We start from the raw sequence: 24,956 nt of genomic DNA, 5'->3' as shown, positions 1-24,956 counted from the left end.
TCTAGCCGTCCGGCGCGAACGACCGCGGCTCCCGCTGGGAGCCGCGGTCGTCGTCTATTTCCCGGGCAGCTCGTGGTGCCCGCCGAACGCCTTGCGCATCGCCGACAGCATCTTGTCCGCGTAGAGCGATTCCCCCCGGGACGAGAACCGTTGGAACAGCGCCGCACTGAGCACCGGCACCGGAACGCCGGTGTCGATGGCGGCATCGATCGTCCATCGGCCTTCGCCCGAATCCGAGACCCGGCCGCCGTACGAATCGAGGTTCGGATCGGCGTACAGCGCGCTCGCGGTGAGGTCCAGCAACCACGAGGCGACCACCGAACCGCGGCGCCACACCTCGGTCACCTCGGGCACATCGATGTCGTACCGGTAGTACTCCGGGTGCTCGAGCGGCGTCTCCTCGGCGGAGAACTCGCCGGTGTGCTCGGCGCCGTAGTTGGCCTTGTGCAAAATGTTCAGACCCTCGGCGTAGGCGGCCATCGCGCCGTACTCGATGCCGTTGTGCACCATCTTGACGAAGTGCCCCGCGCCGGCCGGCCCGCAGTGCAGGTAGCCCTGCTCGGCCATCGACGGCTCGCCGGTACGTCCCGGCGTCCGTTCGGCCGCCTCGACGCCGGGGGCGATGGATTTCAGCAGCGGGTCGAGGAATTTCACCTGTTCCGGCTCGCCACCGATCATCAGGCAGAAGCCGCGGGTCAGGCCGAAAACACCGCCCGAGGTGCCGATGTCGACGTAGTGGATGCCCTTGGGGCGCAGCTGTTCGGCCCGCTTGATGTCCTCGTGATAGCGGCTGTTACCGCCGTCGATGATGATGTCGCCGGGCTCGAGCAGTTCGGCCACCTGGTCGATGACGGCGCCGGTCGCGCCCGCCGGGATCATCACCCACACCACCCGCGGCGTCTGCAGCGCCCGCACGAAATCCGTGAGGTCGGTGGTGCCCTGGAAGTCGTCCCCCAGCTCCTGGCGCAGCACGTCGATCTGGTGCGGGCGACGTTCGTAGCCGACGGCGGTGTGCCCGTCGTTGACGATGCGACGCACGATGTTGGCGCCCATCCGCCCGAGGCCGATCATTCCCAGCTGCATGCCATCCATCTCCTCGTGTGTGCGGTGGCCGGACACTCGTCGTCCTCGATTGTCTCGCGTGGATCAGATCCTGGTTCGTCCGGCTGTGTAACGCACCGCGCGTCGCTCCGATAATCAGATCGGCTCCGCGTAGTTGCCAGACCCCCGACCCGGCAACTGCGCGGGGCCCTTTGCGTGTCCTACCGGGATCTTTGCAAGGAATTAGCTGCACCTTGGTGCTCGCCTGACGTTGTCGGCGTGGACCACTATCGTTGGCGGAGACTCGCATCGTGTGGGTCCCATTTCAACCGAACGGGGAGGACGGTTCGTGACGAGCCAGTCGAGCACCGGACGCCGCGGCCAACAACCGGCAGGCGAGGTCGGTTTACGTCAACTGCTCGAATCGGCCCAGGCCCACGAGGCGAACGAGCACCAGGAATGGGGCGGCGACTCGGCGCCGACGGAACCACTACAGATCACCCCCGCCAGGCGGGCCACCCATCGGGCTGAGCCCGGCCCGCGGCAGGCGCCGCCCCGGCGCCCCATCTCCGGCCCACCGGCGAAGCGGCTGAACCGCACCGTGGTCAAGCGGGCGGGCATCGCCGTCGGCGCGGTACTCGCGGTGGCCGGAATCGGCTATGCGGTGGATCTGGTGCTGTCCTCGGGGGAGGTGCCACGCGGCACGATCGTCGCGGGCGTCGATGTCGGTGGCCTGGATACCGAGGCCGCGGACGCCAGATTGCGCGCGGAACTCACCCCGCGAGCCGAGCGCGAGCTGCCGCTGCGGATCGGTGACGTGCAGACCAGGCTCGTCCCCGGCACCGCGGGACTGGGTGTGGACTGGGACGCCACCTGGGCGCGCATCGGCGCGCAACCGCTCAACCCGGTCACCCGGCTCACCTCTTTGTTCAGTACCCGCGACGTCGCGGCCGTCACCGCCGTCGACGACGCGGCGCTGGATCGCCAGCTGACGGCGCTGCGCGTGCACGACCGGCCGTCGGTCGAGGGCACCATCGCCTTCGACAAGGCCAGACCGGTCGCCGTCGCGCCGGTCCCCGGCCGGGTGCTCGATATTGCCGCCGCGCGCGCCGAGCTGATCGACAAGTGGATCGCCGGTGCCGCGCTCGACCTCCCGGTGCACCCCGCGCCGCTGACCGTGCGGCCGGAAGCGGTCGAGCAGGCGCTGCGCGACGTGGCCGAGCCGGCGGTGCGGGCGCCGATCGTGTTCGCGGGCAAGGGCGCATCGGCCGAGCTCGATCCAGAGCAGATCGCCACCACGTTGTCGTTCGTGCCCGACGGTCAAGGCGGGCTGGCGCTTTCCGTCGATCAGAACGTCGCGGTCGGTTTGCTGGCGCCTCAGCTCGCGCCCTCGGAGATCGAGGCGAAGGACGCGACGTTCGCGCTGCACGGCGGCAAACCGACGGTGGTGCCCGCCGTCGTCGGCGACAAGATCAACTGGCCGAAGACGTTCGAGCAGTTCACCGCTCTGCTGGCCGCGCCACAGGAGCGGACCGGTCAGGCCGTCTACGAAAAGGTCGAGCCCAAGCTGACCACCGAAGCGGCACAGGGGCTCGGCATCGTCGAGACCATGGGCAGCTTCACCACCAACGGATTCAGCGGTCCGTCCGGGGTGAACATCAAGGTGGTCGCCAAAAAGGTCAACGGTGCGGTGGTGAAGCCGGGAGACACGTTCTCGCTCAACGACTTCACCGGACCGCGCGGCACCGCCGAAGGCTACGTGGAGTCCGGCATCATCGACCACGGCAGGCCGAGCACCGCCGTCGGCGGTGGCATCAGCCAGTTCGCCACCACCCTCTACAACGCCGCGTATTTCGCCGGCATGGAGGATGCGGGCCACACCGAGCACAGCTATTACATCTCCCGCTACCCGGCCGCACGCGAGGCGACCGTCTTCGACGGCGCGATCGATCTGCGCTTCCGTAACAACACCCCGCATGGCGTCTTCATCGAGGCAGTGACCACGGATTCCGAAGTGACCGTGCGCCTCTGGGGCACCAAGACGCTCAACGTGGAATCGGTGACCGGCGAGAAGAGCAAGCCGACCGAGCCGACCACCATCAAGCTCCCGAAGGGCAAGGACTGCATCGCCTCCGAGGGCGCGCCAGGATTCACCATCTCCGACACCCGCATCATCACCGACCGGCGCACCGGTCGGGAGGTCTCCAGGACGACTCGGACGGTCAAATACGATCCGATCCCCGTCGTGAAATGTGAGTGACCGCACCGACTCCGGGGCAACGCCGCTTCCCTCCGAGATGCCGCCCGTCGTACCGCGCTGTCTCCGGCCTGCCGCGAAGGCAAATGTATGGCTATCCGCCAGCACGTCGCTGGTAAGCCAGGGGCGCAACGAATCATTCTGCGCCAGGGCGACTTTGGTGAGCGACCCCCCGACGAATGGGATATAACTACGCCAGATTCCGGGACGCCAGTCCGGTTCTGTCTCGGAGTTGGGGCTCAAGGTAGAGCGAAGTGAAGGGGATATCAGTCGTGGACCAGATCGACTCAGTCAGACCGTTTGCGGCAGGGCGGGGAATCAACGCCGCAGTCACGCTGGGTACGGCTATCGGGGATGAAGTGGCCCTGCGAGTTGTGCAGGGCATTGGCACGCTGTGCGACGTCGTACTCGCGGCGTGGGTGATGGGTGTTGAGCCGATCGAAGCGGTTCTGCAGTACGCCGAAGCTTCCATCGGCGTTGTCGTCGACGACACGGTGGTGGTCGACGGGGGTGCGGATCCGCGCTGCGCGTAGGCGCGGCGCCCGTACGGCAGCGGGGTGCCGTACGGACCTCTTACCCGGCGGTTTCCGCCGATTCTCAGCGGCTCGTGTCGCTGTCAGGGCGTGACTTGTTGCGCCGCAACAGTTTGTCCGTAGTCGTTTCGACACACTGTCCGGCGCAGTAGCTTTCGCGCCACCGAGACTCGAAGTGACGGCGGCGGCGATGTTCGGTGCTGCCGCGTTATTCCTCGGGGCGCTCCACGTCACGCAGCGCGAGCGCCACGAACTCCCGCATCGGAATGTCGAGCGCAGTGCACAACGCATGCAACTGTTGCATGTCCGGCGATCGATCGCCGTTCTCGAAACGTTGAATCGTGCTGACGCCGAGACCGGTCAGTGCGGCGAGTTGCGGGCGCGTCAGATCTCGCCGAGCCCTGGCCGCCCTGAGCTCTGCCCCGACCGCGCGGTTGATGTCCGAAGCCACCTTTTTCACACCCATACGGACCATTCTGAGGTCCGAACGGCTACCTGGCAAACGACATGCCGGAAAAACGCCGAGGATTCCCGCAGCTACCGGCTGTTCCGGTGATAAAGGTCCATGATGAGTTGCAACAGGTCCAAACGGACCTTAGTGTGCTCCATATGGAACATCTAGACCACATGGTTGCCGGGAAAGTGCGGCGAGCCATGTCCGACGCGGGACTTGGGGTCGGGGACTTGGCCGCGCGTTCCGGGCTACCGGCATCCGACCTGCGCAGCCTGCTTGCCGCGCGCGGCTCGTTCACGGTGGAGGAGCTCGTTCGGATCGCCGCGGCGGTGGATTGCCGCATCCTCGACCTGCTGCCCGATGAAGGGGATGTGGGATGACCGTCACCGATGCCCATCGGTCGCCGGGTGTGTCCGGTCGCGTGGAAGTGGCGCTGCTGACCAAACATTTTGTGACGCAAATCACTCTGGATCAGATGGCGGATGGGCAGTGTTGAGCGATCGATCAGCTACCGCGGCGACGGCGCTCGAGCACGCCGTGCGGAGTGTGCCGAGGCTCGCCGGATTCGGCGCGTGGCGCCCGGGAATCTCCGGCATTCCCTACCTCAGTGGCGATGAACCGCATGCCGTGGTCGTGGTTCTCATCCACGATCCACGGGACGCTCGGGTGCGCAGTGCGACACTCGTCGCCACACCGGACCAGGCGACACCGCCGACCGACGACGAGCCGAGGCCGTGGTGAGCAAGCCGTCGCGAAACCGTCGCGCGAATCCCACCCTCGATATCTTCCGGCACCACATCGGTGCGCGGGTCACATACACCGGAACGGCGGCCGAACGCGGTGCCGTCGAACACGGCGTCGTCGTCGATGTGGATCACCGGATGGTGTACGTCGACTACGGCTATCCGAATCCCCTGTGCGCCGAACTCGGCAACGCCATCGCCACCCACCCGTCGAACCTCCGGCTGGAAACCACTGCGGCACAGACCGACAGCTGCGATCACTGTGGCTCGGCGGCAGCACGCCCCGGTCCGGCCTTTCTCGCGCCTCGCTGATCCGGCGCTTCTCATTTCACCTTCTCCGGCCCGATCGGGTGCTGCCGTCCTGGGCGCATCCGGTCATGTCGTTCACGAAAGGACAAGGCTCGTGGCCATTTTCGGTCGCCGACTATTCGGCAAACTGCTCTCTCCCGGCGAGGTCATCGATGTATTGATCGTCGGCGGAACCTGGAATCCGAACGGGGATTCGATCACCGCCGCTTTTGCCGAAGCCCTCGACCCGCGACGCTTTGTCGTGCGGATGGTGCCCTACCCGGCGGATTACGGGCGGCACGTCGCCTTCGCGGACAGCGTCGCCGCGGGTCGGCAGGCACTGATCGAAGCGATCGAAGCAACCCCCAATCGAGTACTGCTGGCCGGTTATTCACAGGGCGCGGGTATCGCGGGCGATCTCGCGGCCGACATCGGACAGGGCCACTTCCCGCACCTCGAGGTGATTGCGTGTGCCCTGATCGCGGACCCGTTACGCCCGGCCGGTAGGTGCCTCGGCAGCGATCCGGGCGGCTACGGCATCGTCGGTCAGCGGGACATCGCCAACATTCCGGCGTATTGGGTTGCCGCGGCGGGCGATCCGATCACCGCACTGCCCGCGGGCAACCCGCTGCGCCTGATCGCCGACCTCAGTGCGTATTTCAGCCTGTCCAGCCCGGAAGCCATGGTGCGCTGGGGGCAAAGCATCATCGAGATCGCGACCCGGCGTCAATTACAACGGTGGTGGTCGCCGGAGCACTGGCGCAGTTGGGGCGGTGCCGTCGCGTACGCCCGCGGCTACCTGTTCGACGGGCGGCACACCGACGCCTACCTCCGGCACGGCCACGCCCGGCTGCTCGCCGAGGCGATCAACCGTGAGGTGGTCGAGGGAACCCGCTGATGCCCTGGTTTCAAGTCGACGACCAGCTCGGATTCCATCCCAAGGCGGTCGCGGCGGGGAACGCCGCGATGGGCCTGTGGGTGCGGGCGGGTTCGTGGTCGATGCAACAGCTCACCGAGGGCTTCGTGCCCGTCGCGATCGTGCGCGGCCTCGGCTCGGCGGCGCAGGCGAAAAAGCTTGTGGAAGTGGGGTTGTGGAGTATCGCGGACGGCGGCTATCAGTTCCACGACTGGGCCGAACGACAGATGTCGAAGGCCGAAATCGAGGACCGACGCCGCAAGCGGGCCGCCGCGGGGCGCAAAGGCGGACAGGTTTCCGGGCAGTCTCGACAGCTTCGAACGCAAGCAAGTGCTTCAGCCGTTGCTCGAACAAACGCTCCGGCAGCTGCTCGGCCCATCGTCGACCAAGAGCCGGAGCAGATCGCAACCCCTGTCCCTGCCCATGACCCTGGAAATTTCTCCAGGGGAGCGCGATCCGCTCCGCCCGCTCGTCAATGCTCGGCGCACCGCCATCATCCTGCGCCACCGCCGTGCGGTGCCTGCGCCGACGCCAGGCGAACCAGGGAACGGTGGGACGCCGCGCATGGCGACGATCTTCGTACCGATGCGGTGCAGCGGCGCGAAGCCGCGCGCCGCTGCGTGATGTGCGACGACGCGGGCTGGCGCCATCCACCGGCCGAACTGCTCGCCGTCAATCCCGATCCGCCTGTGCTCCGCTGCGACCACCACACGGTGACGTCGCTCGACCACTGGCATTTCACCGAAGAGGAAGCGACACCATGACGACAACCATCGCGCAATGCTCTGCCGAGGCGGGTTCCCGGTGATCGAGCACCCCAACCATCTCTACCTCGACCGCATCGAACTGCGCGCGCTGGCTGAACTGCTCCGCGAAATTCCCGACCTCGCCGAGGATCTCGGAATCTCACTCACTCGGCAGTCCCGGCTCAGCACGCGGGGTGATTATCGGATGAACCGCAGGCCGAGCGAGCAGCCACTGCCATACAACCCCGCGGCCTCTCGCGCTGCCGACGAGTTGCACGCGGTACTGGTGTCCTGGGTGCGGCTCGTATGCGAGCAGCGTCGTCTCGAATACACCGGTTCCCCGTCCACACCAGGGCTGGCCCGGTGGCTCGACCGAAATCTCATCGCGCTGGCCATGACCGAAGGTGCGGAGAGCGCGCCCGGGGAGATCCGTACGGTGGTGCAGGCCGCCCTGTGGATAGTCTGCCCGCCCGCCGCGCCGGTGGTGCTGGACGAGGAAATGGTGGCGAAGGCGCGCCAGCATCGGCTCAATGCGTCTGGAATCGCCACGCTCGCAAAGGAACTCGGCGACGAATATCAGGGTCTCACCGTGCGGCGCATCCAGACACTCAGGGACGCCGGGAAGATCGCGCCGCTACCCGGACCGTGGGCGCCGGGGTGGCCGGAGTTGTACATCGTGGGTGAAGTGCTGGACGAACATTTGGCGTATCCCATTCGACGCCGTGCGCGAGTCGGGTGAAAGACTCGAATTGATTCACTTCAGAACGTAATTCGACGGCCCTCGCCCGAGGCCGGTGGATGGTTACAGCGATTCTTTATGAAATGAATCACAACATAACTCTTGAATTGCTGGGTAACTAGACATGGGTAGAACTATCCAGTCCTCATGCTCCGTGTTTGCTGGAATCGCCGCTGCGATGCGGAGGGCCCGCAGGCGCCGCGTGCTCCTGGCGGGGCGTCAAGATGCCGGTATGTGGATCCAGGTCGTGCACCACCCGTTTACCGCAGAAGTCATTGTGAAACAACAGATTTGCAGGCATAGTTCCGAACCCCGCGCGGTGAGTGACCCGTTATCGATGGGCAATTACACCCGCGTCTTCAGAGTGGCTGAAGGGTCGCTGGCCGACGAAACCCTGTGATAGAAAAATCGTGCTCGGCTACCAGCAGGTCGCCGATGGAGGGATCAATTCTTCAAGGGGAAGATTTCTAAATGAGCAAGATTCGCGTGTTCGGCCTTGTGTTCGCGGCTACCGCCGGCATCGTCATGGCCGGTTCGGGCCTGGCTTCGGCTGAGACCGGCACCACCCCGCCGGTGGAGACCGGTTCGGCCTCGGTCATCGTCGACCTCGCCAAGGCGCTTGCGACGGGCTCGTCGGGCACCACCCCGGTTCCGCCGACCACGCCGTAGTCAAATCATCGGGTATGTCCTGACTCTCATCAGGTGACATATCCGTCCAATGGGCAGACATGATTGCCCCGCCTCGCAAGAGGTGGGGCAATCGTCGTTTCCGAGGGCGGGACAACGCCGGACGCGTGCTCGAAAGTAGCCATCTACCTGCTATTTTCGCGTTAGTCTGTATTCAGGGGTTGACATCCCCCGCGCTTTAGGTGAAGCTTTGTGCAGCGCCATAGCTGCGCCTTCATCCCGGACTTCCCGGGAACCTTCCTTACCTCCAATCGCATTCGCGCTTTCGCTATCTGCGGCCCTGACCATTTCGGCGGTCGGGGCCGCGAATGGTGAAGCAGCAGAGCACTTCCCGCTCTACCTCACACGTGTGGCATGCCCCCGAAACATCTTCGAGATCGATGACAAGCGGGCAAGAGCCTGCCACATACCCGCCCCGGTTTCCGCTCCCGTCTCCCGCCGACCCCTCTCTCGCGGTCGTAGACGGAAGAAGCGACCGGGGCGTTTCGCCCCACCCCCGACACCCCCTGATCGGGGGTGGGGCTCAGCTTCCCAGCGACGCCGCAAACTGACCGGCGCGCGGGCCTTTCGACAACCCCGAGGTCTGACATGGATACCTCCCTCCTGGCGCTGCTCGAGCTGGCCGACCACGCCACCCCGGCAACCCCACTGAGCATCGACCAGTCCCACGAGTCGATGCGCGTCCACCGCGCCTGCTCCGTCGACCACTGCCGCCGAAAAGCCATGGCGTTCAACACTTTGATCGCCGCAGGCCGCATCGTCCCCGACTCATCCCGGCGCTACTGACCGACCGAGAGGAGGTGAATTCATGCTCACCATCGCCCTCGACCTGCTCGAGCTGGCCTGCCACCTGGCACCGCTGATCCTCCCGCTGCTCGGTGTGTGATCCGCGCTGCGGAGTTGGCCGCCTCGCCAACCTCGTCCATCGCCCAACCGAGTTCAGATCAGGTGACGAAAAACATTGTCTGACAAGGAAATTGTCGAATCCATCCAGTTTGCCAATCATCAGCCGCCGCCGGAATACGTGAAGACCGATGCCGGACAGCTGGTTACGCCGGAGTTCCTCGCGTTCATCCAGCAGGCCCTGAGCGGGAAGCTCGCCGAGTCAGCGGACACCGCCGAGCTGGATCCGCAGGTGAAGGCGCTGGCCGAAGAACTGTCGGTGATCCACCTACCGGAATGGCGGAGCAAGCAGTCGCCGAAGACAGCGGAACCGACCGTGACCGGGATCAAGCAGGCGACGCGGGTCGCCGAGTATCTCGTAAAACGCGGTGTACGAGTACATCCCGAGCTCGAAGAGATCCGCTGGGCGGCCACGCCGGGTGGTGCGCCCGGTGCGTTCGATACCGGCCTGCATGTCACCAAGGACGAGAACGGCGAGTGGCCGGTACCGGATCCCGAGTCGTTCTACGACCTCGACGACATCCAGGCCAGTCAGACCGACGACGGCCGCTGGTATGCCGTCCATCCCCGCGGCCTGTCCTCCGAGGCCGCGACCAAGACCGAAGCCTATGCGGGAGTCGTCGATCAACTGCGCCAGCGGATCGAACAAGCCCGGCAAGAGCCATAGCCACGAAAGGGTGGTAGCGCGATGACTGAACGAATCGTGTTCCCCGATATCGAGAAGACTCTGGTCGACTACCTGACCGCGCAACTCGCCGCCGCTTCCGACACCGCGAAGGTGGTCACCCGGATTCCGGAGCCTCGGCCGTCGCGCATGGTGCGGGTCACGCGGAACGACCGGAAACTGCGGCAGGACGTCGAAGATCGAGAAGGTCGTCGCGGCCCGAACCTGATCCTGGATCGTCCCCGCGTTGTACTCGAATGCACCGACGATTCCGGCACCGCGGCCAGTCTGGCCGGATTGGTCCGCGCCATCCTCTCGGCTGCCGCGCCGGGTTACCTCGGCAGCGTGTGGTGCGAGTACATCGAGGATGTCGGGCTCGAGAACGATACCGATCCGGCGACCGCTGCCCCACGGCAGGTAATCATCGTGGACTTGATCGTGCGTGGGAAATCGGCCTGAATCACCGTGCAAGGCAGCACAACTGATCGCCTGAACAAGGAGAGATAGCAGTGACGCAGCGAGAAATCAGCCTCAAGAAGGATGAAACCCTGCTGGTGCGGTGGATTGCGGAGCCGTTCCGGTATGCGCGGTTGGTCCGCGTCCCCGGTAACTCCGGTCCCATCGCTTATGTTTTCGACATCCACCCGATCAAGCAAGCTGGTACTGAGCAATTTTCACAGATCGAAGCTAGATTCTACTTCCCGGACTGTGTGGTCAGCTACAACACCGGCGACTACATTCGAGGTACTCAACATTTCTACAGAGATACCTGGGGCGAGAAGACCGTGAAGCAGCTACTTGTGTCGATGCTCGCCAGATATGACCAGGGCTACGAGATTGTTGATTGGGGCGGATTCGCGGTCTCCGATGATCGACCGGCTACCCAAGTCTACTGACCCGGAACGCCGGTCCGTCCGCTCCTTCCCCATTGTGTGAGCAGCGGTGCGGCTGCATCAAAGCGTGCGAGGCATAGTCCTCGCCTGACTCCCCCTCATGGGAGCCACAACTGAATAACCAAATCCCATGGGCCTGCGCAACAATCCCAAGGGAGAATCAAAATGGCTTTGCCTTCTAGCAAGTACATCGGCACTGGCACTCCGGTGACCGTCTCCGGCGGTGTGCTGGTCGCCAACACCAGCGCCAAGTTGCCTGCCTCCGCGGCGGAAGCCCTCGACAACGCGATTTACAAGCCCCTCGGCTACGTCTCCGAGGACGGCATCGAGTCGAAGGGCGAGCGCAAGATCGAGCAGGTCAAGGACTGGAACGCCGACATCATCGCCAACCTGCAGACCGAGCACTCGGTCCGCTTCGGCCTCACCCTGTACGCGGTGTGGGACGAGGACGTCCTCAATGAGGTGTTCGGTAAGACCAATGTCACCCCCATCGCGGCGACCGCCACCAGCGGCAAGCTGTACACGATCAAGGAAACCGGCAGCGTGCTGGAGCGTCGGATGTTCGTGTTCGACATGCTGAGCGAGAAGAAGAAGATGCGCATCGTGCTGCCGAACGCCTCGATCTCGCAGGTTCAGGAGCGCAAGTTCGTCTCCAAGGAACTGGCCGGCTTCAACATCACCATCGAGGCGTTCAAGGATGACGCCCAGGTCAAGGCTTACCGCTACCTCGACGACGGCATCATCAAGGCCGCCTGATAAAGCCCCCAGCGGTGGCGGGTTTCACACCTATGCGCAGGCCCGCCCGCCACCGTTGGGCCCTTATTTTCCACCACTTTTAATTCGCCTGCGCACATAAACGTCATGAAAGGGTCTGCGAACCAATGACTTCCCCGAAAGCTCCGATTACTCTCAACCGCCCGCTTCAGGTAAAGGACGACTTCGTCTACAAGGTCGACGGTGTCGAATTGCACCTGCCATCCCTGTCCTACCTCAAGCCGGGCCTGATCCGCCGAATCCGCCGCCTCGGCGATGTCGACGCGATGTACACGCTGCTGGAGCTGACTTTGTCCGCCGAGTCGCTCGCCGTGCTGGATGAGATGGATCCGGATGCCTACCACGAGTTGCTCGATGCGTGGCGCACCCACTCGGGAGTCAACCTGGGGGAATCCTAAGCCTCGATGCTCTTCTCGAAGAGCATTGCGAGGCTATCGAATACGACCTGATCACGCTCGGCTTGCGATTGCATCAGCTCGGCACCGAAGTGCTCGGCTGGCGTGAGCTGAAGGCGATCATCCGATGGCTGCCCGCCGAATCCGCGCTGTTCCGTGCGATGAACCCCGACACCTACCGCTGGCAACTCGACCAGTTCCTGCTCGCCGACATCACCGATTCACTGCGCTGGCTCGTGTGGGCGAAAACCGACGACGCCAGAAATGGGCGCAACCGTCCGGAACTCGTGCCACGGCCGGGCGTGAAGTCCGATCGCGAGCGAGTCGGCACGCCCACCGGCATCGGCGAGATGAACGAGTTCCTCAACTGGGACGAGTAATTGCTCGTGGGTGTTGATCTGCGCACACGGCCGAGAAAGTAGATGCGAATGTGGAGAAACAAATGAGCTCCGATGTGCGGACTCCGCCGGACTCGAAGCGCCCTTCGGCCGCGCGCCCGCCGGTGATGGCGATGCCGGACATTTTGGCCATGGCCAACAGCGGCCAGCCCGCTCCCGGACAGAAGGTCTCGTTGCCGAGCGGGGCGGTCTGGGAGGGCGGGAAGGTCACCGGCACCTCGGTCATCACCCTCCCCGGCGACGATCCGATCCTGGTGGCAGGCGATTCGGCGGTGTCGGCGAACGGGATAACCGGCGATTCCGTCCAGATCGGTTCGCTGGCAAAGGCTTTCCAGGAAGTCCTCGGTGCGGTACCGAGGTTCTTCGCCAACTGGATCGCGACAGGCGCACTCCACCGCTATGCCCCGGACGCGAAAGACGCCAAGACTCGGACCCGGATCGTCCGGATCAGCTCTAAGGCGACACTGTCCGGTCCGGCGGGGGATCGCCACGGCGACAACGATTCCGGCGACGAGGTTGTCGATGAATCGGGTGTGCCGGGCTCGGGCATCGAGGACCGGACGCCGCAGCGATTCGCGAACGGCGGCATGGTCTCCGGGCCGGGCGGGCCACGGCAGGACAAAGTTCTCGCCCGATTGTCCCCCGGCGAGTTCGTGGTCAATGCCGCGGCAACGTCGAACGCGTTGCCACTGCTGGCCGCGATCAATGGCGGCTGGGTGCCCTCCCCGGCCTATCTGGGCGGCATGCTGCCGGGCTTCGCCGACGGCGGTCTGGTCGGCGCCGGAGGCTCGGCGGCACAGTCGTGGCGAGATCTGCTGCGCAACCCGATCGCCCCGGCGGGCCAGGACGCGCCCTTCCGCCCGCAGGATTTCGGGCTGTTCGGCTTGGTCGCAGATGTGCTGGGCGGCATCGGGAATGCCGCCATCAACGCGGGCGGCGCCGCCGGTGCCGCGCTCGGTTCGATAGTCGCACCTGCCTTCGGGCCGGGCGGTGTGCTGAGCTCGGTGTTCGGGTCCGCAGGTACGGCAGGCGCCCCGACCCAGGAGTCGGTGACTCGCTCCGATCCGCCGGACCTCGGCGAACCCAATCCGTTGGGTGCCGCCATGCAGGTGCGGACGCAGGGCACGCCGGGGGCACTCGGCTTCGGTCGCGCGTACCAGGCACCGATCGGGACCGCGTCGACCGGCAGCGAGGCCGAGTCGGTGCGCACCGGGGGCGTCAACCCATTGGGGTCGCTGTCCACCGCCCTGGCGCACGGCATCGTCGGTGCGGCAACCGACGCGGGCAGCCGGGTCGGTGCCGCATTGGGTACGGTGCTCGCGCCCGCACTCGGACCCGACGGCTCGTTGGCGCCGGTAATCGGTGCCCAGCTCGGCAGCCTGATCGGCGCGAAGTTCGGCGGCAGCCTGTCCGCGTCGATGACGTTGACCGGCGAATCCGGCGGACCCGGTCTCGGTGCCAGTGGGCCGACCAGCCTCGGCACCGGGGAAAGCGGCAGCGGTGATGGCGGAAATTCGGTCGTGCCGCAGCAGACGGTTGAGAGCGCCGAAGCATCCGGTGGGGGTTCCTCGTATTCCGGTGGCGGGTCCTACACCTACGGTGCCCGCCCCGCTACGGCTCAATCCCCGTCAGGTTCGTATCTGGTCCGCAACCGCCCGAACAACAACGGGCTGCCGAGCGGGCAGAGCACTGGATCCATCACTCCGGGCTCGAGCGACTATGTGCCGCAAGGTGATTCGCCGACCGCAGGAACTCCGGCAGTCGGTGCGGCCGGATTCGGCGCACAGTCACTGGCGCTGAGCGACGAGATCTACAACCCGTACACCAGCAGCTTCAAAGATTTCCTCAACGTCGCGGGCGGCAAGCTCGGCGGGGACGCGGCCTCCGTGCTCGCGCCGCTGCTGGGTCCGAACGGCAACCAGATCATCGAGGCAGGCGCCCAATTCGGCGCCCAGCAGGGCGACGCGCTCGGCGACCTCTACAAGAGTGTCGATCCCGAGGGCAAGTGGTCGTCGAGCATCGCCGCGGTCGTCAAGGAGTACACCGGTATCGACTGGAGCCCCACGGGCGCCCAGACGCCGACGCCGCAGATGACCCGGGATCAGCAGGCCGGCCTCGCCGCCTTGCAAGGTGGCATCACCGGCCTGCAGCAGAACGGTCTGGTCGGCGGTATCACCGGCGCGATCAAGGGCGCGGCGTCGACAGTCGGCAGCACGCTCGGTACCGCGGCCGGAACATTGGTCGCCCCGTTCCTCGGTCCGCTGGGCGCGCTGGCTCCCGCGGTCGGTTCGATGATCGGTTCGATGGTCGCCAACACCGCCGCGGAGTTCATCACCAAGCCGATCGAAATCGTGGCCAGCGGCGTAAAAGAGGAGCTCGGCAGCGGTTTCGGCCTGACCAACCTCGCCAAAGGTCCGGGCGGTCGCACCGCCCGGGGAGACATCTACAACTTCAACGGCATGGACCCCAAGAGCGCCGCCATCGCGGTGGAGCGGGTTCGCCGGCGTCGCACGGTGGCGCAACAACGCGGAGGAGGGCTCGGCCGATGACCCACCAACTTTTGGACAACAACCAGTACACGAAGGTCGTCCTGTGGGACGTCAACGGCCGGGTGTGGCACCTGTCCGGCGCGAATGCCGGTCGGGAAGGTGTCCGGCTGTCGAACCAGACCGGATTCATGTTCGCCCCGGTACAACTGCTCGTCAACGAGGGCGCCCGCCAGGACGGCGCGACCTTCCAGCGGTCGATCCGCGCGAAGAAGGAGTGGGATTTCATCGCCGTGATCACCCCGGCCGCGAAAAGCTCTGGCGCGCACCCGGCCCGGGACTTCTTCGCCGTGCACGACGCGTGGTTCCGCGGCTGGAATACCGACAAGCCGTCCACTATCGGGTTTTTCACCCGTCATCAAGGCTGGCGGTTCCAGCAGGTGCAGCTCGACAGCGCACCCGAAGCCGTAGGCGAGATCGATCCGGCCCGCAATGCCGTTGCGCTGTACAAGATGTCGGCGACGGCAATGGATCCGCTGGAACGGCATTTCGACGAAACAGCGGTGTGGACCAATACATTGGGCCTAAACGAGGGCAAGGTGCGGGCGCGCAATGCCGCCGACCAGCCTGCCTGGCCGCGCTACACGATGAATGGTCCGGGGCGCTGGGCGATTCTGGATCCCACGGGCGGCGACCAGCCCCGGTTGGTGCATACGCCGAGGCTAACGGCTAATCAGACGCTACGGATCGATACTCATCCGCGTCACCGCACCGCTCGCTTGTACTCGGCGGGTTCGGAGAAAGTCCAGAATGTCTGGGGCCAGTTGGCCGGTCGGCGCTGGCTCGCCGCGCTGCCGCCATGGAGTGCCACCGACATCATCGTCCAGGTCGACGGCGGCAATCTGCAGTCCAGCCTGATCGTCTCGGTCACGCCGCGATCGTCGAGGCCGTTCTGATGAGCATGCCGGCATGGGACCCGCAGGGCGAAGCACTGCGAATGGACAAGGCGTACAAGGACGAACAGGACAAGCTGCGCGATCCCGACGTCCTGGTGCGCTATTGGAACAAGTGGATGCAGGAGGTCGGCGAAGAGCACAGCTACCTTTCGCTGGAATTCACCTACCCCCGCAACGCGCCCGGCGGGCTCAAGATGATCTGCCCGCGCGACATGGTCCACTTCGACCACCTCTTCAACAACGAAGACCGCGAAGACGCCACCATCCCGATCACCGTGAACACCAAGGGGTTCCGCTGGGACGGCTACATCACCAAGGCGTCGATCGTGCGGGACGAATACGGCGTCGAAACCGTCGACATCGAGGCCATCCACTGCTGGAACCACATCGCGACGATCTGTTGCTGGGCAAGCCCTTTCGCCCCGATCCTCGCCCAGTTCCCGCGGCATATGATCCAGTTCGGGCCGGTCCGCACGATCATCACCAACTATCTGACGACCAACCTGATGCGCCTGCAGGCGCCGGGTTGGGTGCCGCCTCTGCATGCCAACAAGCCGGAGTGGGGCGGCACCGGCAACCTGCTCTTCCCGATCGCTGTCGTGCCGGTGGATCCGTTGCACGACACCAGTAAATGGAGCGCGGCCTCGGCACGCTTCGACATGGCCGACAAGCTGTTCGCTCCCATGCTCGAAGACTCCGGTGTCATGCTGACCGCCCGATTCTTCCTGCCCGACGAGGATGAACAGCCCGCGCCGGAATGGTTCTACCTGGACCGGCCGACGGTGGTGCTGGAGACGGTGGACAAGTCCGGCGTCACCGGCCCTACGGGCACCCTGCTCGACGGAATCCGTTCCTGGATCGAGGAATTCACCGGCGACGGCACGACGCCCGTGCGCTATCCGAACCTCGACTCCGCCACCGAATACGAAGCGGTGTACGGAGAACGCCTCAGCCAGGGCACCTTCCGGAACTATCCGTGGGTCTGGTACTTCGAAGGCGAGTACTCCGGGATCGGCAAATCCGAGATCGCACTGCACAAGCCCACCGCTACCGACATCATCATCGGCGGCCGATCGCCCGGCTGGGTGAACGCGGGCATCGAATTCGTGATCAAGGGTTTGCTGTCGCTGATCGGGCTCGGCTGGCTGTACCGCGGTCAACTCAACGACGTATTCCTCGCATGGAACGTCTACCGCAACATGGAGCGGGTAGACCGCGCAGGCCCGTACGCCTTCCGTGAGCTGTACATCTCGGGTAGCGACAAGGCCTTCAACCTCGACGGCCTGGTCGCCGCCCGCCAGGGCATGCACCTGACCCGCGGCTACACCAGCAAGCGGGTGACCGTCGAGGACAACGCCCCCTACATCCTCGGTCATGACTACGGGCTCGGCGACCAGATCGGCTTCGCCTTGGACGGGAAGATCTTCACCGATTACGTGACCGAGCTGACCTTCACCGACGACCGCGAGACCGCCGCGAAATGGCACATCGTGGTCGGCGACGGATCCGATGAAGAGGACTCGATCGTCAAGGCATGGCAGCGGCTCGGCCGCGTCGCCGCCGCGATCAAGGATCTGGCTACCGACGTCGGCGCCGATCTCGACCTGCTCATCTTCTGAGCCTTTTCGAAGAGGAGAAACCATGGCGGACATAACCTTTCCCGCCCACATCACCATCAGGCGGGTGCCCGACGTCGACGGGCTGCCCGTCCTGACCGCGCAGACGACGATTTCCGACGGCTTCGCGAAACTGGACCTCCCGCCCGGCCCGGCCGGTGAGCCCGGCCGGCGGGGTCGACCACGCACCACGTTCCGGAAAATGGGCGCGATCGCCAACGCGGCGGCTCGGCCGACCGGGCTGGGGCCGGAGGATCGCGGCAGCTGGTGGCATCGGCTCGACGACAACGGCATGGACGTCTGGACCGGTACCGAGTGGCGGCATTCACCGGATGCGGTCGGACCGCAGGGACCGGTCGCCGCACCGACCACGATCACCGTCACGGAGACGAAGCACCAGGAGAACCTGACCGTAGCTGCCGTCGAGTTCACCGGGGCGGGCGCGGAGCAGAAGGTGAAGGTGACCGCCCCCGCGGGGCTGCGCGGCCCGAAGGGACCGCCGGGTGCGTCCGGACCGATCATCGAATCCCCGGACTATGACAAGGAGCGGGCCCCGGGGGTGGGCAGTGTGTTCGCCTACGACCGGTCCAGCCGGAAATTCCGGTCGTCGGCTCCGCCCCTGGGGCTCGGTCCTTGGTCGTGGTACCAGGAAGACTTCGCGCCCGAACGGCAGGAGGCCACCGGCCGAGTCGAGGGCGGTACCTTCACCATTCCGCCACTGCCCTTTCGATGGCGACCCGTCGTATACGGGCACATCTACAGTCGCGCGGACCCCAACCCGGAGCACTCCGCGGAAACCACTGTGCGACTCCATCATTCGCAAGGCGAGATCGTAGCCACCTGTATCGCCGGCTCCGGCGATTGGCTGTACCTGCCGGTCGTCCCGTGCTACCGCGATGGCACCACGTCGAAAGTGCTGTCGCCGACCTCGGATTTCGCGACAGTTCCCGCAGGGCAGCCCGCGAATCTGCTGGTCGCGGTCGAGAAGGTCGGCGCCGGCAGCGGCAAGATCGGTTTCTCGCCCACCCGCGCGTCGATCGCCGTCTTCGCAGAACCTATCGAGTGAGGTGAGATGTCTACTGTAAGAGAGTATTTCGCGTCCACGCAGATCCGCGGTATCGACGAAGGCGTCGGTGCGCCGGGCGTCGTGCAGTCCATGCACGGTACGCCGCGCGACGGTTCCTTGGAACTGATGACCGGCACGCCCGGCAAACGGGGCGAGCAGGGTGAGCCCGCTCGGCCGTTCCGTTGGGAAGGTGACATCGCGGATCAGACCGCGCTCTCGGCGCTCACCCCCAAGCTGACGATGGCGCATGCGGGCAAGGCATGGCGGATCCTGTCCACCGGGGCATTGGTGTACTGGAACGGCAGCGGATTCGACGAGTTCGCCGCGGCATTCGGCGCCGCGGGACCCGACGGGCAGCCGTGCACGATCACCATCGGCGCGGTGGATACGGGACCCGTAGGGTCCGAGCTCCAGGCGTCGGTGACCGGCACCCCACCCAATCTGACGCTGAATCTGACGGTGCCGCGCGGCATCAAGGGCAGCAAGGGTGAAGTCGGTGGCCCCGGCCCGATCCGCAACGCACCGGACTACGCGGACGGTCCGCACGTAGATCGCGCCGTACCGGCATGGGACCCGACCGTTGGGAAGTGGAAGCCGCGGCCGTACCCCGGCCTACGCGGACCGTGGACCATCCGCGAGGGGCGTTCCTGGGACGGTGGTCCGGGCTTCGTCGCCTCGGAGGTCGGTATCAGCGCCCCGACAAAAAACATTGCCCAGCTGAACATCCCGGCACAGGACACCGACTGGCGTCCGATAGTCAGCGGTGGTGTCGTCGTGCGTCCCGACGAGAACTGGAACCAAGTCACCACCCGTATCGATGCCGAAGTACGCATCGGCTCGGTGACCGGCCAGCTCGTCGCGCTCGGCACCGGCTTCGTGACCGGTGCCAGCACTCTCGCCCGGTTCCAGCCGCACTACGCGGTGCGCGTAATGACCCCTGACAGCACCGTTGGTGTCGTACCCGCCGGTCAGCCGGTGACGCTGCATGTGCTGCTGCGCCGGTCGGGCACGGCCAACTACGACTACTTCATGGAGGACGCGTCGATCGTGTGCCTGGCCCGGCCCGTGGGGGCGCTGTGAACACCGACAACGCTGGGAACAGCGAGCCGACCGTCGTCTACGAGGACGACATCATGATCACCATGCGTGGGGTCGCCGACTCGATCGGATTGCCCTACACGGTGAACCCGTTCGAGTTGGTCGATCGGGAAGCTCTGATCGAACTTCGCGAAGGCAACCAGGGCGCGGTCGGGCCGGAAGGCGAGGCGGCGTGGCCCTGGTCGTGGCAAGGCGACATCGCCGATGTGGCTGCCCTGAACCAACTGAAGCTCACCACGGCGGACGCGCGCAAAGCATGGCGCGTCGTCTCGGAAAACAGCATCTACTACTGGACCGGAATGGGGTTCGTCGCCTTCGACAAGGCCTTCCGCACGGTCGGTAGTCGGGGCGCGCCGAACCAGCTGACCGGAACCGCGGTCACCGGAGCCACCGGCTCGACCGCGGCCGCCAGGATCACGGGCACCGCACCGGCTCAGCAGTTGGAGATCACCTTCCCGCGCGGTGCGACCGGTGACGTCGGCGATCCGGGGGTGAGTGGCCGGATCCGGGAAGCGTCCGATGTTCTGATCAACGAGGAACGCCCGCTCGGCCAGGACCATGTACTTGCCTGGGATGCCGCTACGCAAAAATTCCGTCCTGTACCCAGCCCGAGGCCGAACGGGCCGTGGGTGATCGGGGAGAAGCAGTTCGCTGCCGCAAACAACGTCACGGACGAGACGAAGACTCTTGCCGCTATTACGATTCCGGCCCAGCCGACGGCATGGCGCCCGCTCGTCGAGGGCGGCGTGCAGGTGCAGACGGAACAGCCGACGCGCTGCAATGTCGAGGTCCGTATCGGCAGGCCCACCGGCGATCTCGTCGGATACGGGTGGAGTCACCGAGTCCCGCGCATCAACTATGTGCTGGTCTCGCCCGGCTTCCAATATCCGACCAAGCCCGGGTCGACATACGGCGTGGTACCCGCGAACCAGACGGTCACGTTGTACGTCGTCGCACACCGGGTGGAGGGCAGCGGGGGCTACAACGTCTACGCCAACTATTCGCATATCCACGTTCGCGCGCTGCCTGTGTAGTCGCCGAACCCATCTCCGCACCGGCTGCACAGACGGCCGCTCTCATTTTCCGCAAACCGGTACGCCGTTTCCGGCTGCCTGCTGTCCGAAAGGCATTGATCCATGGCCGATCTGCCCCCGTTGAAGTACGGCAAAGTCGTCGGGCGCTTCCTCGCGAACGTCCTCGACGACGGCGACGTCGGTGACACCCCCGAGTTCGTGCCGCTGACCGGCTCGCTGACCTTCACTGCCGACGCGCCGAAGGTGCTTGTCCCAGGCGCACAGTTGGGCCCGGCGACCTATGTCCAGCTGCCGAGCCACTACGAATGTCAGCTCGACGAGTGGGGTTTCATCACCTGGCGCGGTCGGCGCGGGGTGCGGCTCGTCGCACCCAGCGCTGCCACGAATCCCTCGCAGTGGACCTGGCGGGTGTCGTTCGACCTGTCCTACGACGGTGAACGGGTTCCGATGGAATCGTTCAGTTTCGCTGTGCCCGAGTATGTTCCGGGACCCGATCCGGAAAAGCCGGATACCGGTTCGACCGGCCTGGTCGATCTGACGCTGGTGTCGCCGGTGCCCGCCTCGGCCGGTAACGCCGTTGTCATGGGACCGCGTGGTGAAGGCATCAGGATCGATGGGCAGGTCGGCACCTATGCTCAGCTGCCCGCCACCCCCGCTGAGGGTGCCCAGTACGTAGTGCGGGCGGATGGGCTGCTGTACGTCTATCACGCGGCGGCGGGTGGTTGGTTGCCGAATGGGCAGGGAGTGGTCATCCGTGGGCCGGCGGGCGCAACCGAGTGGGCAGGCGTCACCGGTAAGCCCGCGACGTTCCCGCCGACCATCGGTGATACCGCGACCACTGCTGTCGCCGGTGACGACCCGCGCCTGACGAATCCGCGGCCGCCGACCTCGCACGCCCATCCGGCCAACCAGATCTCCGATTCGACCGCGCTGGGCCGTTCATTGCTGACCGCGGCCAACGCAGCGGCCGCCCGCACGGCGATCGACACGATCGCCAGCACGGATACCCGGCTGACCGACGCCCGCACACCCACGCCGACCGGGCAGATCTATGACATCGCCGTCAAGTCGCACAGCGGAATTCGGGCCGCCGGTCCCGGCAATGTGATGCCGGAGGGGCTGCGGATCGAACGCAAGATCGCGGTCAGTTCGGTGACCTACCGAGGCGAAACCGCAGGCACCGCGAACCTTGTCGTCGAACTGCGAGTGAACGGCACTACGGCGGTGACGGGTTCTTCGGCCACCATCACACCGGCGAATCAAGTGGGGGATACCACGATTCCGCTGAACTGGACCTTCAACCCGGGCGACCGGGTCACCGTCTCGATCACCACGCTGGATACCGGCACCGGCAAGGGTCTGCAGGCCAGCCTCAAGGGAGTGACCGTCGCATGACGTCGATGTATGTCGGCTGGCCGAGGTCCGCCGAACCGCCCGCCAATGAATTGCCCGTTTCCATCGGGTCTGGTGCGAGGCCGAAGCCATCGGAACCACCAGTAACGGACCCCGCCGCGGCCGAACCCGAAAGCGACACGGCCGCTTCTCCTTCGGCCGAGTCGTAGCGATGCCGTTCATCGTTGCGGCCGGTGTGGCCGAATCCGCGGTGCCGATGGGCATGAACAAGAACGGCAATCAGTCGGTCGCCGGTGGTAGCTCGAACGTCAGGCTGACGGACTGGGTCGTTCGCAGCGGATTCGGCGACACCGTCATCAGCGCGAATCACGAACTGGTCGCCAGTGGCCCGGCAACGGTGACAGTGAAATGTCGCCTGGAGGTGTCCGGCGACCTGTCTTTCAACGAGTCGCGGAGCTTCGACGTGATGCTGAACAACAACCCGGCCAAGACGTTCGCCAGCGCCGTCACCTCGGTGATCATCCCGGACACGACGTTGACCCTGGCGCGGGGCGACCGGATATGGCTGCGAATGACCGGTTCGAAGTTCAACTCGTACCACACCACTGTCGCGGGCGGCGTGAACAGCTACCTCTACTTCAGCCTTTCCTGAATCCCTCATAGCTTCGGAGGATCTGATGCCATTCGTCATCGTCGCTGGTACACCAGGCTTTCTGCCGGTCCGTATGACCAAAAACGGCACCCAGCCGATGCCCGAGGCCTGGGGCCAAATCACGAATTGGATTGCTGACACGGGTGGGTATCCGGGCTCCGTCGTCGTCGGAACGAACAATGAGGGCCTCAAGGCGCTCGGCGACAAGAAATCCGCCTCGGTGGCTGCCTCGATTCCCTTTACGGGCGCTACCAACGGCTTCGGCGGCAACACCAAGTTGCAGGCTCGGCTGCGGGTCAATTCGACGATCGTCGCGACCACGGATCCGCCGCTGGATGGGCCGTCGGGCACCTTGTCGGTCAGCGCGACCGTCGATATCGCCGCAGGCGATGTCGTGACCGTGGAAGCACTCTCCTCGTATGCCGCGGGCGGGGCAGCGGGAACCATCGCCGCCGGTGGCTACGTCCGGATCCAGTGACATCCAGGTAAAGCGCTGCCGCACAGTCTTATTCAGAAAGTAGAACGACTATGTCTTGGACCGGTGATCCGGTATGGCTCGCGGACGTGCTCCGCGAGGAGGGTCTGCGGGTCGTCGAATTCCCCGGGTGGCGGGATCGCGGCCACGGGGATTTCGGTGACATCTGGGGCATCGTTGCCCATCACACCGGCAGCTCGCATTCGCCGCCGACCGAAATCGCCTACGGCATACCGGCTTTGGCGGGACCGCTGTCGCAGCTCCATCTAGCGCAGGACGGCACGGTGACCGTGGTCGCGGCCGGGGTGGCCTGGCATGCCGGTGCGGGTTCGTGGCCGGGCCTGCCGGAAGACAATGCCAACTTCCACACCATCGGAATCGAAGCCGTCAACAACGGCACCGAGGGGTGGTCGGACGCGCAATACGACGCCTACGTCGGCTGTTGCGCCGCAATCCTGCGCAAGCTCGGCTACGGGTCCGATCGCGTGATCGGGCACAAGGAATGGGCCGGACCCAAACAAGGCAAGTGGGATCCCGGCGGCATCGATATGGACCGATTCCGCGCCGACGTCGCGGAACGAATGAAAGGTAGTGCACTGATGGCACTTTCGGATATGGAGCAGCGGGAACTGCTCGACAAGCTGCGTCGGGTGCACTTCGAGCTCACCTACGGCTTCCAATCCCGCGTTGCCGACTCGGAATACCGCGACACGGTGGCCGGCTATGTGCTCAACTCCGACGCCGCGGACTTCCGTAACGAGCAGCGTCTCAAGGCGCTCGAACTCAAGCTCGACCGGCTGCTCGATGCGGCGGAAGGGCGGATCTGATGACCGGCTACCGGATTCCCGAGCCCGCGCTGATTCGTTCGGTACTCGTCGCCGTCACCGGAGTCGTCGCCTTCGTCCTCGGCCACCAGATCGATACCGCGTGGATCGAGGCCGTACTCGCCGTCTACGGCCTGCTCACCCCCGTGCTCGCCGGCCTGCTCATTCGACCGGCGGTGACCCCGGTCGACCGGCAGGAAGGCAGGCTATGAATGGGCCAGCACTGGATGAATCCCGAACTGGTGCAGGCGTTCGGGATCGCGGTCGCCACCGTCATCGGTGCGATCACCGCCTGGCAGGCGCGTGAGGTAGGCAAACTCCGCACCCGCGTCGACATCTTGGAAACTCGAGCGGCAGACGACAAGAAGCGCTTCCGCGAAGCGATCCGCCTGATCCGCGCCCTCCAGCAACACATCGACGAACTGCGCGGCTTCCTCCGCCTGCACGTCCCCGGCCAAGAGCCGCCCAAGGCCCGCTACAAAATCCCCTCCTCGCTCCAAGAGGAAATCTGAAGCAGGTCAACCCCGCCGACCGCGGGCGGCCGCACAGAAAGCTGAATACCCATGCCTGAAACTTTCATGGTCGTAGAAGTGCAACCCACCCTCTACGGCGACACCATCCACATCCCCGGGTTCAAGCGAATCCAGGAAGTCGAATGCGACGAGCGGTCCAACACCGTCCGGCTGGTCATTCGGTACGACAACAACAGCGTCGAAGTGCACAAGCTTCGCATCGGCATGGGTGGCGACGAGTTCAACGGCTACTGGGAACTGGGTGTAAAGCGCCTGCGTGACGGCCACCAAATCCTCTACTACGAGCACAAGGTCTACCGCAACGGTACGTGGATGGCAGTCGACCCGCCTGCGGCGTAGACACCGGTCGTGGATCCCCCCGACGGTCGACGTCGACATCTGAATACTGCCGAAACGATCAGCGGCCCGGGTTGTTCCGGGCCGCTTTGTCGT

The 24,956-nt window shown here is 65.3% G+C and carries 31 protein-coding genes; 29 read left to right on the top strand and 2 right to left on the bottom strand.

From position 1 onward, the window contains the following. Positions 1–54: 54 nt before the first annotated feature. Complete coding sequence (gnd, locus tag ACFK0J_RS38795) at positions 55–1,083, bottom strand: phosphogluconate dehydrogenase (NAD(+)-dependent, decarboxylating) (RefSeq protein ID WP_378734731.1); 1,029 nt, start codon at positions 1,081–1,083, stop codon at positions 55–57. A gap of 307 nt (positions 1,084–1,390) precedes the next feature. Between gnd and ACFK0J_RS38790 the strand changes: the two genes are divergently transcribed. Further along, complete coding sequence (locus ACFK0J_RS38790) at positions 1,391–3,301, top strand: VanW family protein (protein WP_378734729.1); 1,911 nt, start codon at positions 1,391–1,393, stop codon at positions 3,299–3,301. Between the two features lie 269 nt (positions 3,302–3,570). Beyond that, positions 3,571–3,831, top strand: coding sequence for a hypothetical protein (locus ACFK0J_RS38785; protein ID WP_378734727.1), 261 nt, complete (start codon positions 3,571–3,573; stop codon positions 3,829–3,831). Positions 3,832–4,039: 208 nt separating this feature from the next. On the opposite strand, the gene ACFK0J_RS38780 is transcribed toward ACFK0J_RS38785, so the two are convergent. Beyond that, positions 4,040–4,297, bottom strand: coding sequence for a helix-turn-helix domain-containing protein (locus ACFK0J_RS38780; RefSeq protein WP_218472264.1), 258 nt, complete (start codon positions 4,295–4,297; stop codon positions 4,040–4,042). Positions 4,298–4,440: 143 nt separating this feature from the next. On the opposite strand from ACFK0J_RS38780, the gene ACFK0J_RS38775 reads away from it, so the two are divergent. The 27 genes from ACFK0J_RS38775 to ACFK0J_RS38645 all read left to right on the top strand — a co-directional run bounded on the left by ACFK0J_RS38775 (position 4,441) and on the right by ACFK0J_RS38645 (position 24,863). Continuing rightward, positions 4,441–4,665 carry a helix-turn-helix domain-containing protein gene (locus ACFK0J_RS38775; RefSeq protein WP_378734725.1) on the top strand — a complete coding sequence of 75 codons (225 nt, stop codon included), beginning with the start codon at positions 4,441–4,443 and terminating at the stop codon, positions 4,663–4,665. 109 nt (positions 4,666–4,774) lie between these two features. Then, positions 4,775–5,026: a hypothetical protein gene (locus ACFK0J_RS38770; RefSeq protein WP_378734723.1), complete on the top strand. Its 252-nt coding sequence runs from the start codon at positions 4,775–4,777 to the stop codon at positions 5,024–5,026. Continuing rightward, on the top strand, positions 5,023–5,340 hold the full coding sequence (locus ACFK0J_RS38765; protein ID WP_378734721.1) for a hypothetical protein: 318 nt from the start codon (positions 5,023–5,025) through the stop codon (positions 5,338–5,340). Before ACFK0J_RS38770 ends, ACFK0J_RS38765 begins: the two co-directional genes overlap by 4 nt. A 91-nt stretch (positions 5,341–5,431) precedes the next feature. Further along, entirely contained in the window at positions 5,432–6,214 is a 783-nt protein-coding gene (locus tag ACFK0J_RS38760; protein ID WP_378734719.1) for a PE-PPE domain-containing protein, read from the top strand. Further along, positions 6,214–6,996: a hypothetical protein gene (locus ACFK0J_RS38755; protein ID WP_378734717.1), complete on the top strand. Its 783-nt coding sequence runs from the start codon at positions 6,214–6,216 to the stop codon at positions 6,994–6,996. The genes ACFK0J_RS38760 and ACFK0J_RS38755 overlap by 1 nt, the downstream gene beginning before the upstream one ends. Before the next feature lie 16 nt (positions 6,997–7,012). Beyond that, positions 7,013–7,717, top strand: coding sequence for a hypothetical protein (locus tag ACFK0J_RS38750; RefSeq protein ID WP_378734715.1), 705 nt, complete (start codon positions 7,013–7,015; stop codon positions 7,715–7,717). A gap of 471 nt (positions 7,718–8,188) precedes the next feature. Further along, positions 8,189–8,386, top strand: a complete 198-nt coding sequence (locus tag ACFK0J_RS38745; RefSeq protein ID WP_378734713.1) for a hypothetical protein — start codon at positions 8,189–8,191, stop codon at positions 8,384–8,386. Positions 8,387–8,992: 606 nt separating this feature from the next. Next, positions 8,993–9,190 (top strand): hypothetical protein, encoded by a 198-nt coding sequence (locus ACFK0J_RS38740; RefSeq protein WP_378734711.1) that lies wholly within the window; start codon positions 8,993–8,995, stop codon positions 9,188–9,190. Between the two features lie 175 nt (positions 9,191–9,365). Then, positions 9,366–9,974 (top strand): hypothetical protein, encoded by a 609-nt coding sequence (locus tag ACFK0J_RS38735; protein ID WP_378734709.1) that lies wholly within the window; start codon positions 9,366–9,368, stop codon positions 9,972–9,974. Positions 9,975–9,995: 21 nt separating this feature from the next. Then, positions 9,996–10,430: a hypothetical protein gene (locus ACFK0J_RS38730; protein WP_378734708.1), complete on the top strand. Its 435-nt coding sequence runs from the start codon at positions 9,996–9,998 to the stop codon at positions 10,428–10,430. A 50-nt stretch (positions 10,431–10,480) separates the two neighbouring features. Beyond that, on the top strand, positions 10,481–10,867 hold the full coding sequence (locus ACFK0J_RS38725; protein WP_378734706.1) for a hypothetical protein: 387 nt from the start codon (positions 10,481–10,483) through the stop codon (positions 10,865–10,867). A 162-nt stretch (positions 10,868–11,029) separates the two neighbouring features. Beyond that, positions 11,030–11,620, top strand: a complete 591-nt coding sequence (locus ACFK0J_RS38720) for a hypothetical protein (RefSeq protein ID WP_378734704.1) — start codon at positions 11,030–11,032, stop codon at positions 11,618–11,620. Positions 11,621–11,745: 125 nt separating this feature from the next. Next, positions 11,746–12,036 (top strand): hypothetical protein, encoded by a 291-nt coding sequence (locus tag ACFK0J_RS38715; RefSeq protein WP_378734702.1) that lies wholly within the window; start codon positions 11,746–11,748, stop codon positions 12,034–12,036. Positions 12,037–12,098: 62 nt separating this feature from the next. After that, on the top strand, positions 12,099–12,413 hold the full coding sequence (locus ACFK0J_RS38710) for a DUF5361 domain-containing protein (protein ID WP_218472248.1): 315 nt from the start codon (positions 12,099–12,101) through the stop codon (positions 12,411–12,413). Positions 12,414–12,475: 62 nt separating this feature from the next. Then, on the top strand, positions 12,476–14,980 hold the full coding sequence (locus ACFK0J_RS38705) for a hypothetical protein (protein WP_378734700.1): 2,505 nt from the start codon (positions 12,476–12,478) through the stop codon (positions 14,978–14,980). Further along, positions 14,977–15,873, top strand: coding sequence for a phage tail protein (locus ACFK0J_RS38700; RefSeq protein ID WP_378734698.1), 897 nt, complete (start codon positions 14,977–14,979; stop codon positions 15,871–15,873). The genes ACFK0J_RS38705 and ACFK0J_RS38700 overlap by 4 nt, the downstream gene beginning before the upstream one ends. Then, the gene (locus tag ACFK0J_RS38695) at positions 15,873–17,492 is read left to right on the top strand and encodes a phage tail protein (protein ID WP_378734696.1); all 1,620 of its coding nucleotides are present in this window, start codon (positions 15,873–15,875) and stop codon (positions 17,490–17,492) included. The genes ACFK0J_RS38700 and ACFK0J_RS38695 overlap by 1 nt, the downstream gene beginning before the upstream one ends. A 22-nt stretch (positions 17,493–17,514) precedes the next feature. Then, positions 17,515–18,555 carry a hypothetical protein gene (locus ACFK0J_RS38690; RefSeq protein WP_378734695.1) on the top strand — a complete coding sequence of 347 codons (1,041 nt, stop codon included), beginning with the start codon at positions 17,515–17,517 and terminating at the stop codon, positions 18,553–18,555. Between the two features lie 6 nt (positions 18,556–18,561). Continuing rightward, entirely contained in the window at positions 18,562–19,635 is a 1,074-nt protein-coding gene (locus ACFK0J_RS38685) for a hypothetical protein (RefSeq protein WP_378734693.1), read from the top strand. After that, positions 19,632–20,687 (top strand): hypothetical protein, encoded by a 1,056-nt coding sequence (locus ACFK0J_RS38680; RefSeq protein WP_378734691.1) that lies wholly within the window; start codon positions 19,632–19,634, stop codon positions 20,685–20,687. The genes ACFK0J_RS38685 and ACFK0J_RS38680 overlap by 4 nt, the downstream gene beginning before the upstream one ends. A gap of 102 nt (positions 20,688–20,789) precedes the next feature. Further along, positions 20,790–22,082: a hypothetical protein gene (locus tag ACFK0J_RS38675; protein WP_378734689.1), complete on the top strand. Its 1,293-nt coding sequence runs from the start codon at positions 20,790–20,792 to the stop codon at positions 22,080–22,082. A 169-nt stretch (positions 22,083–22,251) separates the two neighbouring features. Further along, the gene (locus ACFK0J_RS38670; protein WP_378734687.1) at positions 22,252–22,692 is read left to right on the top strand and encodes a hypothetical protein; all 441 of its coding nucleotides are present in this window, start codon (positions 22,252–22,254) and stop codon (positions 22,690–22,692) included. Between the two features lie 25 nt (positions 22,693–22,717). Further along, entirely contained in the window at positions 22,718–23,170 is a 453-nt protein-coding gene (locus tag ACFK0J_RS38665; protein WP_378734685.1) for a hypothetical protein, read from the top strand. 50 nt (positions 23,171–23,220) lie between these two features. Continuing rightward, entirely contained in the window at positions 23,221–23,994 is a 774-nt protein-coding gene (locus ACFK0J_RS38660; RefSeq protein ID WP_378734683.1) for an N-acetylmuramoyl-L-alanine amidase, read from the top strand. Next, positions 23,994–24,203: a hypothetical protein gene (locus ACFK0J_RS38655; protein WP_378734681.1), complete on the top strand. Its 210-nt coding sequence runs from the start codon at positions 23,994–23,996 to the stop codon at positions 24,201–24,203. Before ACFK0J_RS38660 ends, ACFK0J_RS38655 begins: the two co-directional genes overlap by 1 nt. Beyond that, positions 24,204–24,503 carry a hypothetical protein gene (locus ACFK0J_RS38650; RefSeq protein WP_378734679.1) on the top strand — a complete coding sequence of 100 codons (300 nt, stop codon included), beginning with the start codon at positions 24,204–24,206 and terminating at the stop codon, positions 24,501–24,503. Positions 24,504–24,554: 51 nt separating this feature from the next. Beyond that, a complete protein-coding gene (locus ACFK0J_RS38645) occupies positions 24,555–24,863 on the top strand; it encodes a hypothetical protein (RefSeq protein WP_218472236.1) in 309 nt (102 codons plus the stop codon). Positions 24,864–24,956 lie beyond the last annotated feature (93 nt).

Origin of the sequence: Nocardia brasiliensis, assembly GCF_042691675.1 — a bacterium.
Taxonomy (GTDB): Bacteria; Actinomycetota; Actinomycetes; order Mycobacteriales; family Mycobacteriaceae; genus Nocardia; species Nocardia brasiliensis_D.
Note: the sequence above shows the minus strand (reverse complement) of the source record. Positions and strands in the feature narration are given on the sequence as shown.

Coding starts and splice junctions, on each gene's coding strand:
- ACFK0J_RS38655 (WP_378734681.1), top strand. CDS start 23,994: ATGACCGGCTACCGGATTCCCGAGCCCGCGCTGATTCGTTCGGTACTC.
- ACFK0J_RS38720 (WP_378734704.1), top strand. CDS start 11,030: ATGGCTTTGCCTTCTAGCAAGTACATCGGCACTGGCACTCCGGTGACC.
- ACFK0J_RS38740 (WP_378734711.1), top strand. CDS start 8,993: ATGGATACCTCCCTCCTGGCGCTGCTCGAGCTGGCCGACCACGCCACC.
- ACFK0J_RS38705 (WP_378734700.1), top strand. CDS start 12,476: ATGAGCTCCGATGTGCGGACTCCGCCGGACTCGAAGCGCCCTTCGGCC.
- gnd (WP_378734731.1), bottom strand. CDS start 1,083: ATGCAGCTGGGAATGATCGGCCTCGGGCGGATGGGCGCCAACATCGTG.
- ACFK0J_RS38755 (WP_378734717.1), top strand. CDS start 6,214: ATGCCCTGGTTTCAAGTCGACGACCAGCTCGGATTCCATCCCAAGGCG.
- ACFK0J_RS38700 (WP_378734698.1), top strand. CDS start 14,977: ATGACCCACCAACTTTTGGACAACAACCAGTACACGAAGGTCGTCCTG.
- ACFK0J_RS38695 (WP_378734696.1), top strand. CDS start 15,873: ATGAGCATGCCGGCATGGGACCCGCAGGGCGAAGCACTGCGAATGGAC.
- ACFK0J_RS38660 (WP_378734683.1), top strand. CDS start 23,221: ATGTCTTGGACCGGTGATCCGGTATGGCTCGCGGACGTGCTCCGCGAG.
- ACFK0J_RS38750 (WP_378734715.1), top strand. CDS start 7,013: ATGCTCTGCCGAGGCGGGTTCCCGGTGATCGAGCACCCCAACCATCTC.
- ACFK0J_RS38780 (WP_218472264.1), bottom strand. CDS start 4,297: ATGGGTGTGAAAAAGGTGGCTTCGGACATCAACCGCGCGGTCGGGGCA.
- ACFK0J_RS38675 (WP_378734689.1), top strand. CDS start 20,790: ATGGCCGATCTGCCCCCGTTGAAGTACGGCAAAGTCGTCGGGCGCTTC.
- ACFK0J_RS38730 (WP_378734708.1), top strand. CDS start 9,996: ATGACTGAACGAATCGTGTTCCCCGATATCGAGAAGACTCTGGTCGAC.
- ACFK0J_RS38650 (WP_378734679.1), top strand. CDS start 24,204: ATGGGCCAGCACTGGATGAATCCCGAACTGGTGCAGGCGTTCGGGATC.
- ACFK0J_RS38775 (WP_378734725.1), top strand. CDS start 4,441: ATGGAACATCTAGACCACATGGTTGCCGGGAAAGTGCGGCGAGCCATG.
- ACFK0J_RS38745 (WP_378734713.1), top strand. CDS start 8,189: ATGAGCAAGATTCGCGTGTTCGGCCTTGTGTTCGCGGCTACCGCCGGC.
- ACFK0J_RS38670 (WP_378734687.1), top strand. CDS start 22,252: ATGCCGTTCATCGTTGCGGCCGGTGTGGCCGAATCCGCGGTGCCGATG.
- ACFK0J_RS38665 (WP_378734685.1), top strand. CDS start 22,718: ATGCCATTCGTCATCGTCGCTGGTACACCAGGCTTTCTGCCGGTCCGT.
- ACFK0J_RS38715 (WP_378734702.1), top strand. CDS start 11,746: ATGACTTCCCCGAAAGCTCCGATTACTCTCAACCGCCCGCTTCAGGTA.
- ACFK0J_RS38645 (WP_218472236.1), top strand. CDS start 24,555: ATGCCTGAAACTTTCATGGTCGTAGAAGTGCAACCCACCCTCTACGGC.
- ACFK0J_RS38690 (WP_378734695.1), top strand. CDS start 17,515: ATGGCGGACATAACCTTTCCCGCCCACATCACCATCAGGCGGGTGCCC.
- ACFK0J_RS38685 (WP_378734693.1), top strand. CDS start 18,562: ATGTCTACTGTAAGAGAGTATTTCGCGTCCACGCAGATCCGCGGTATC.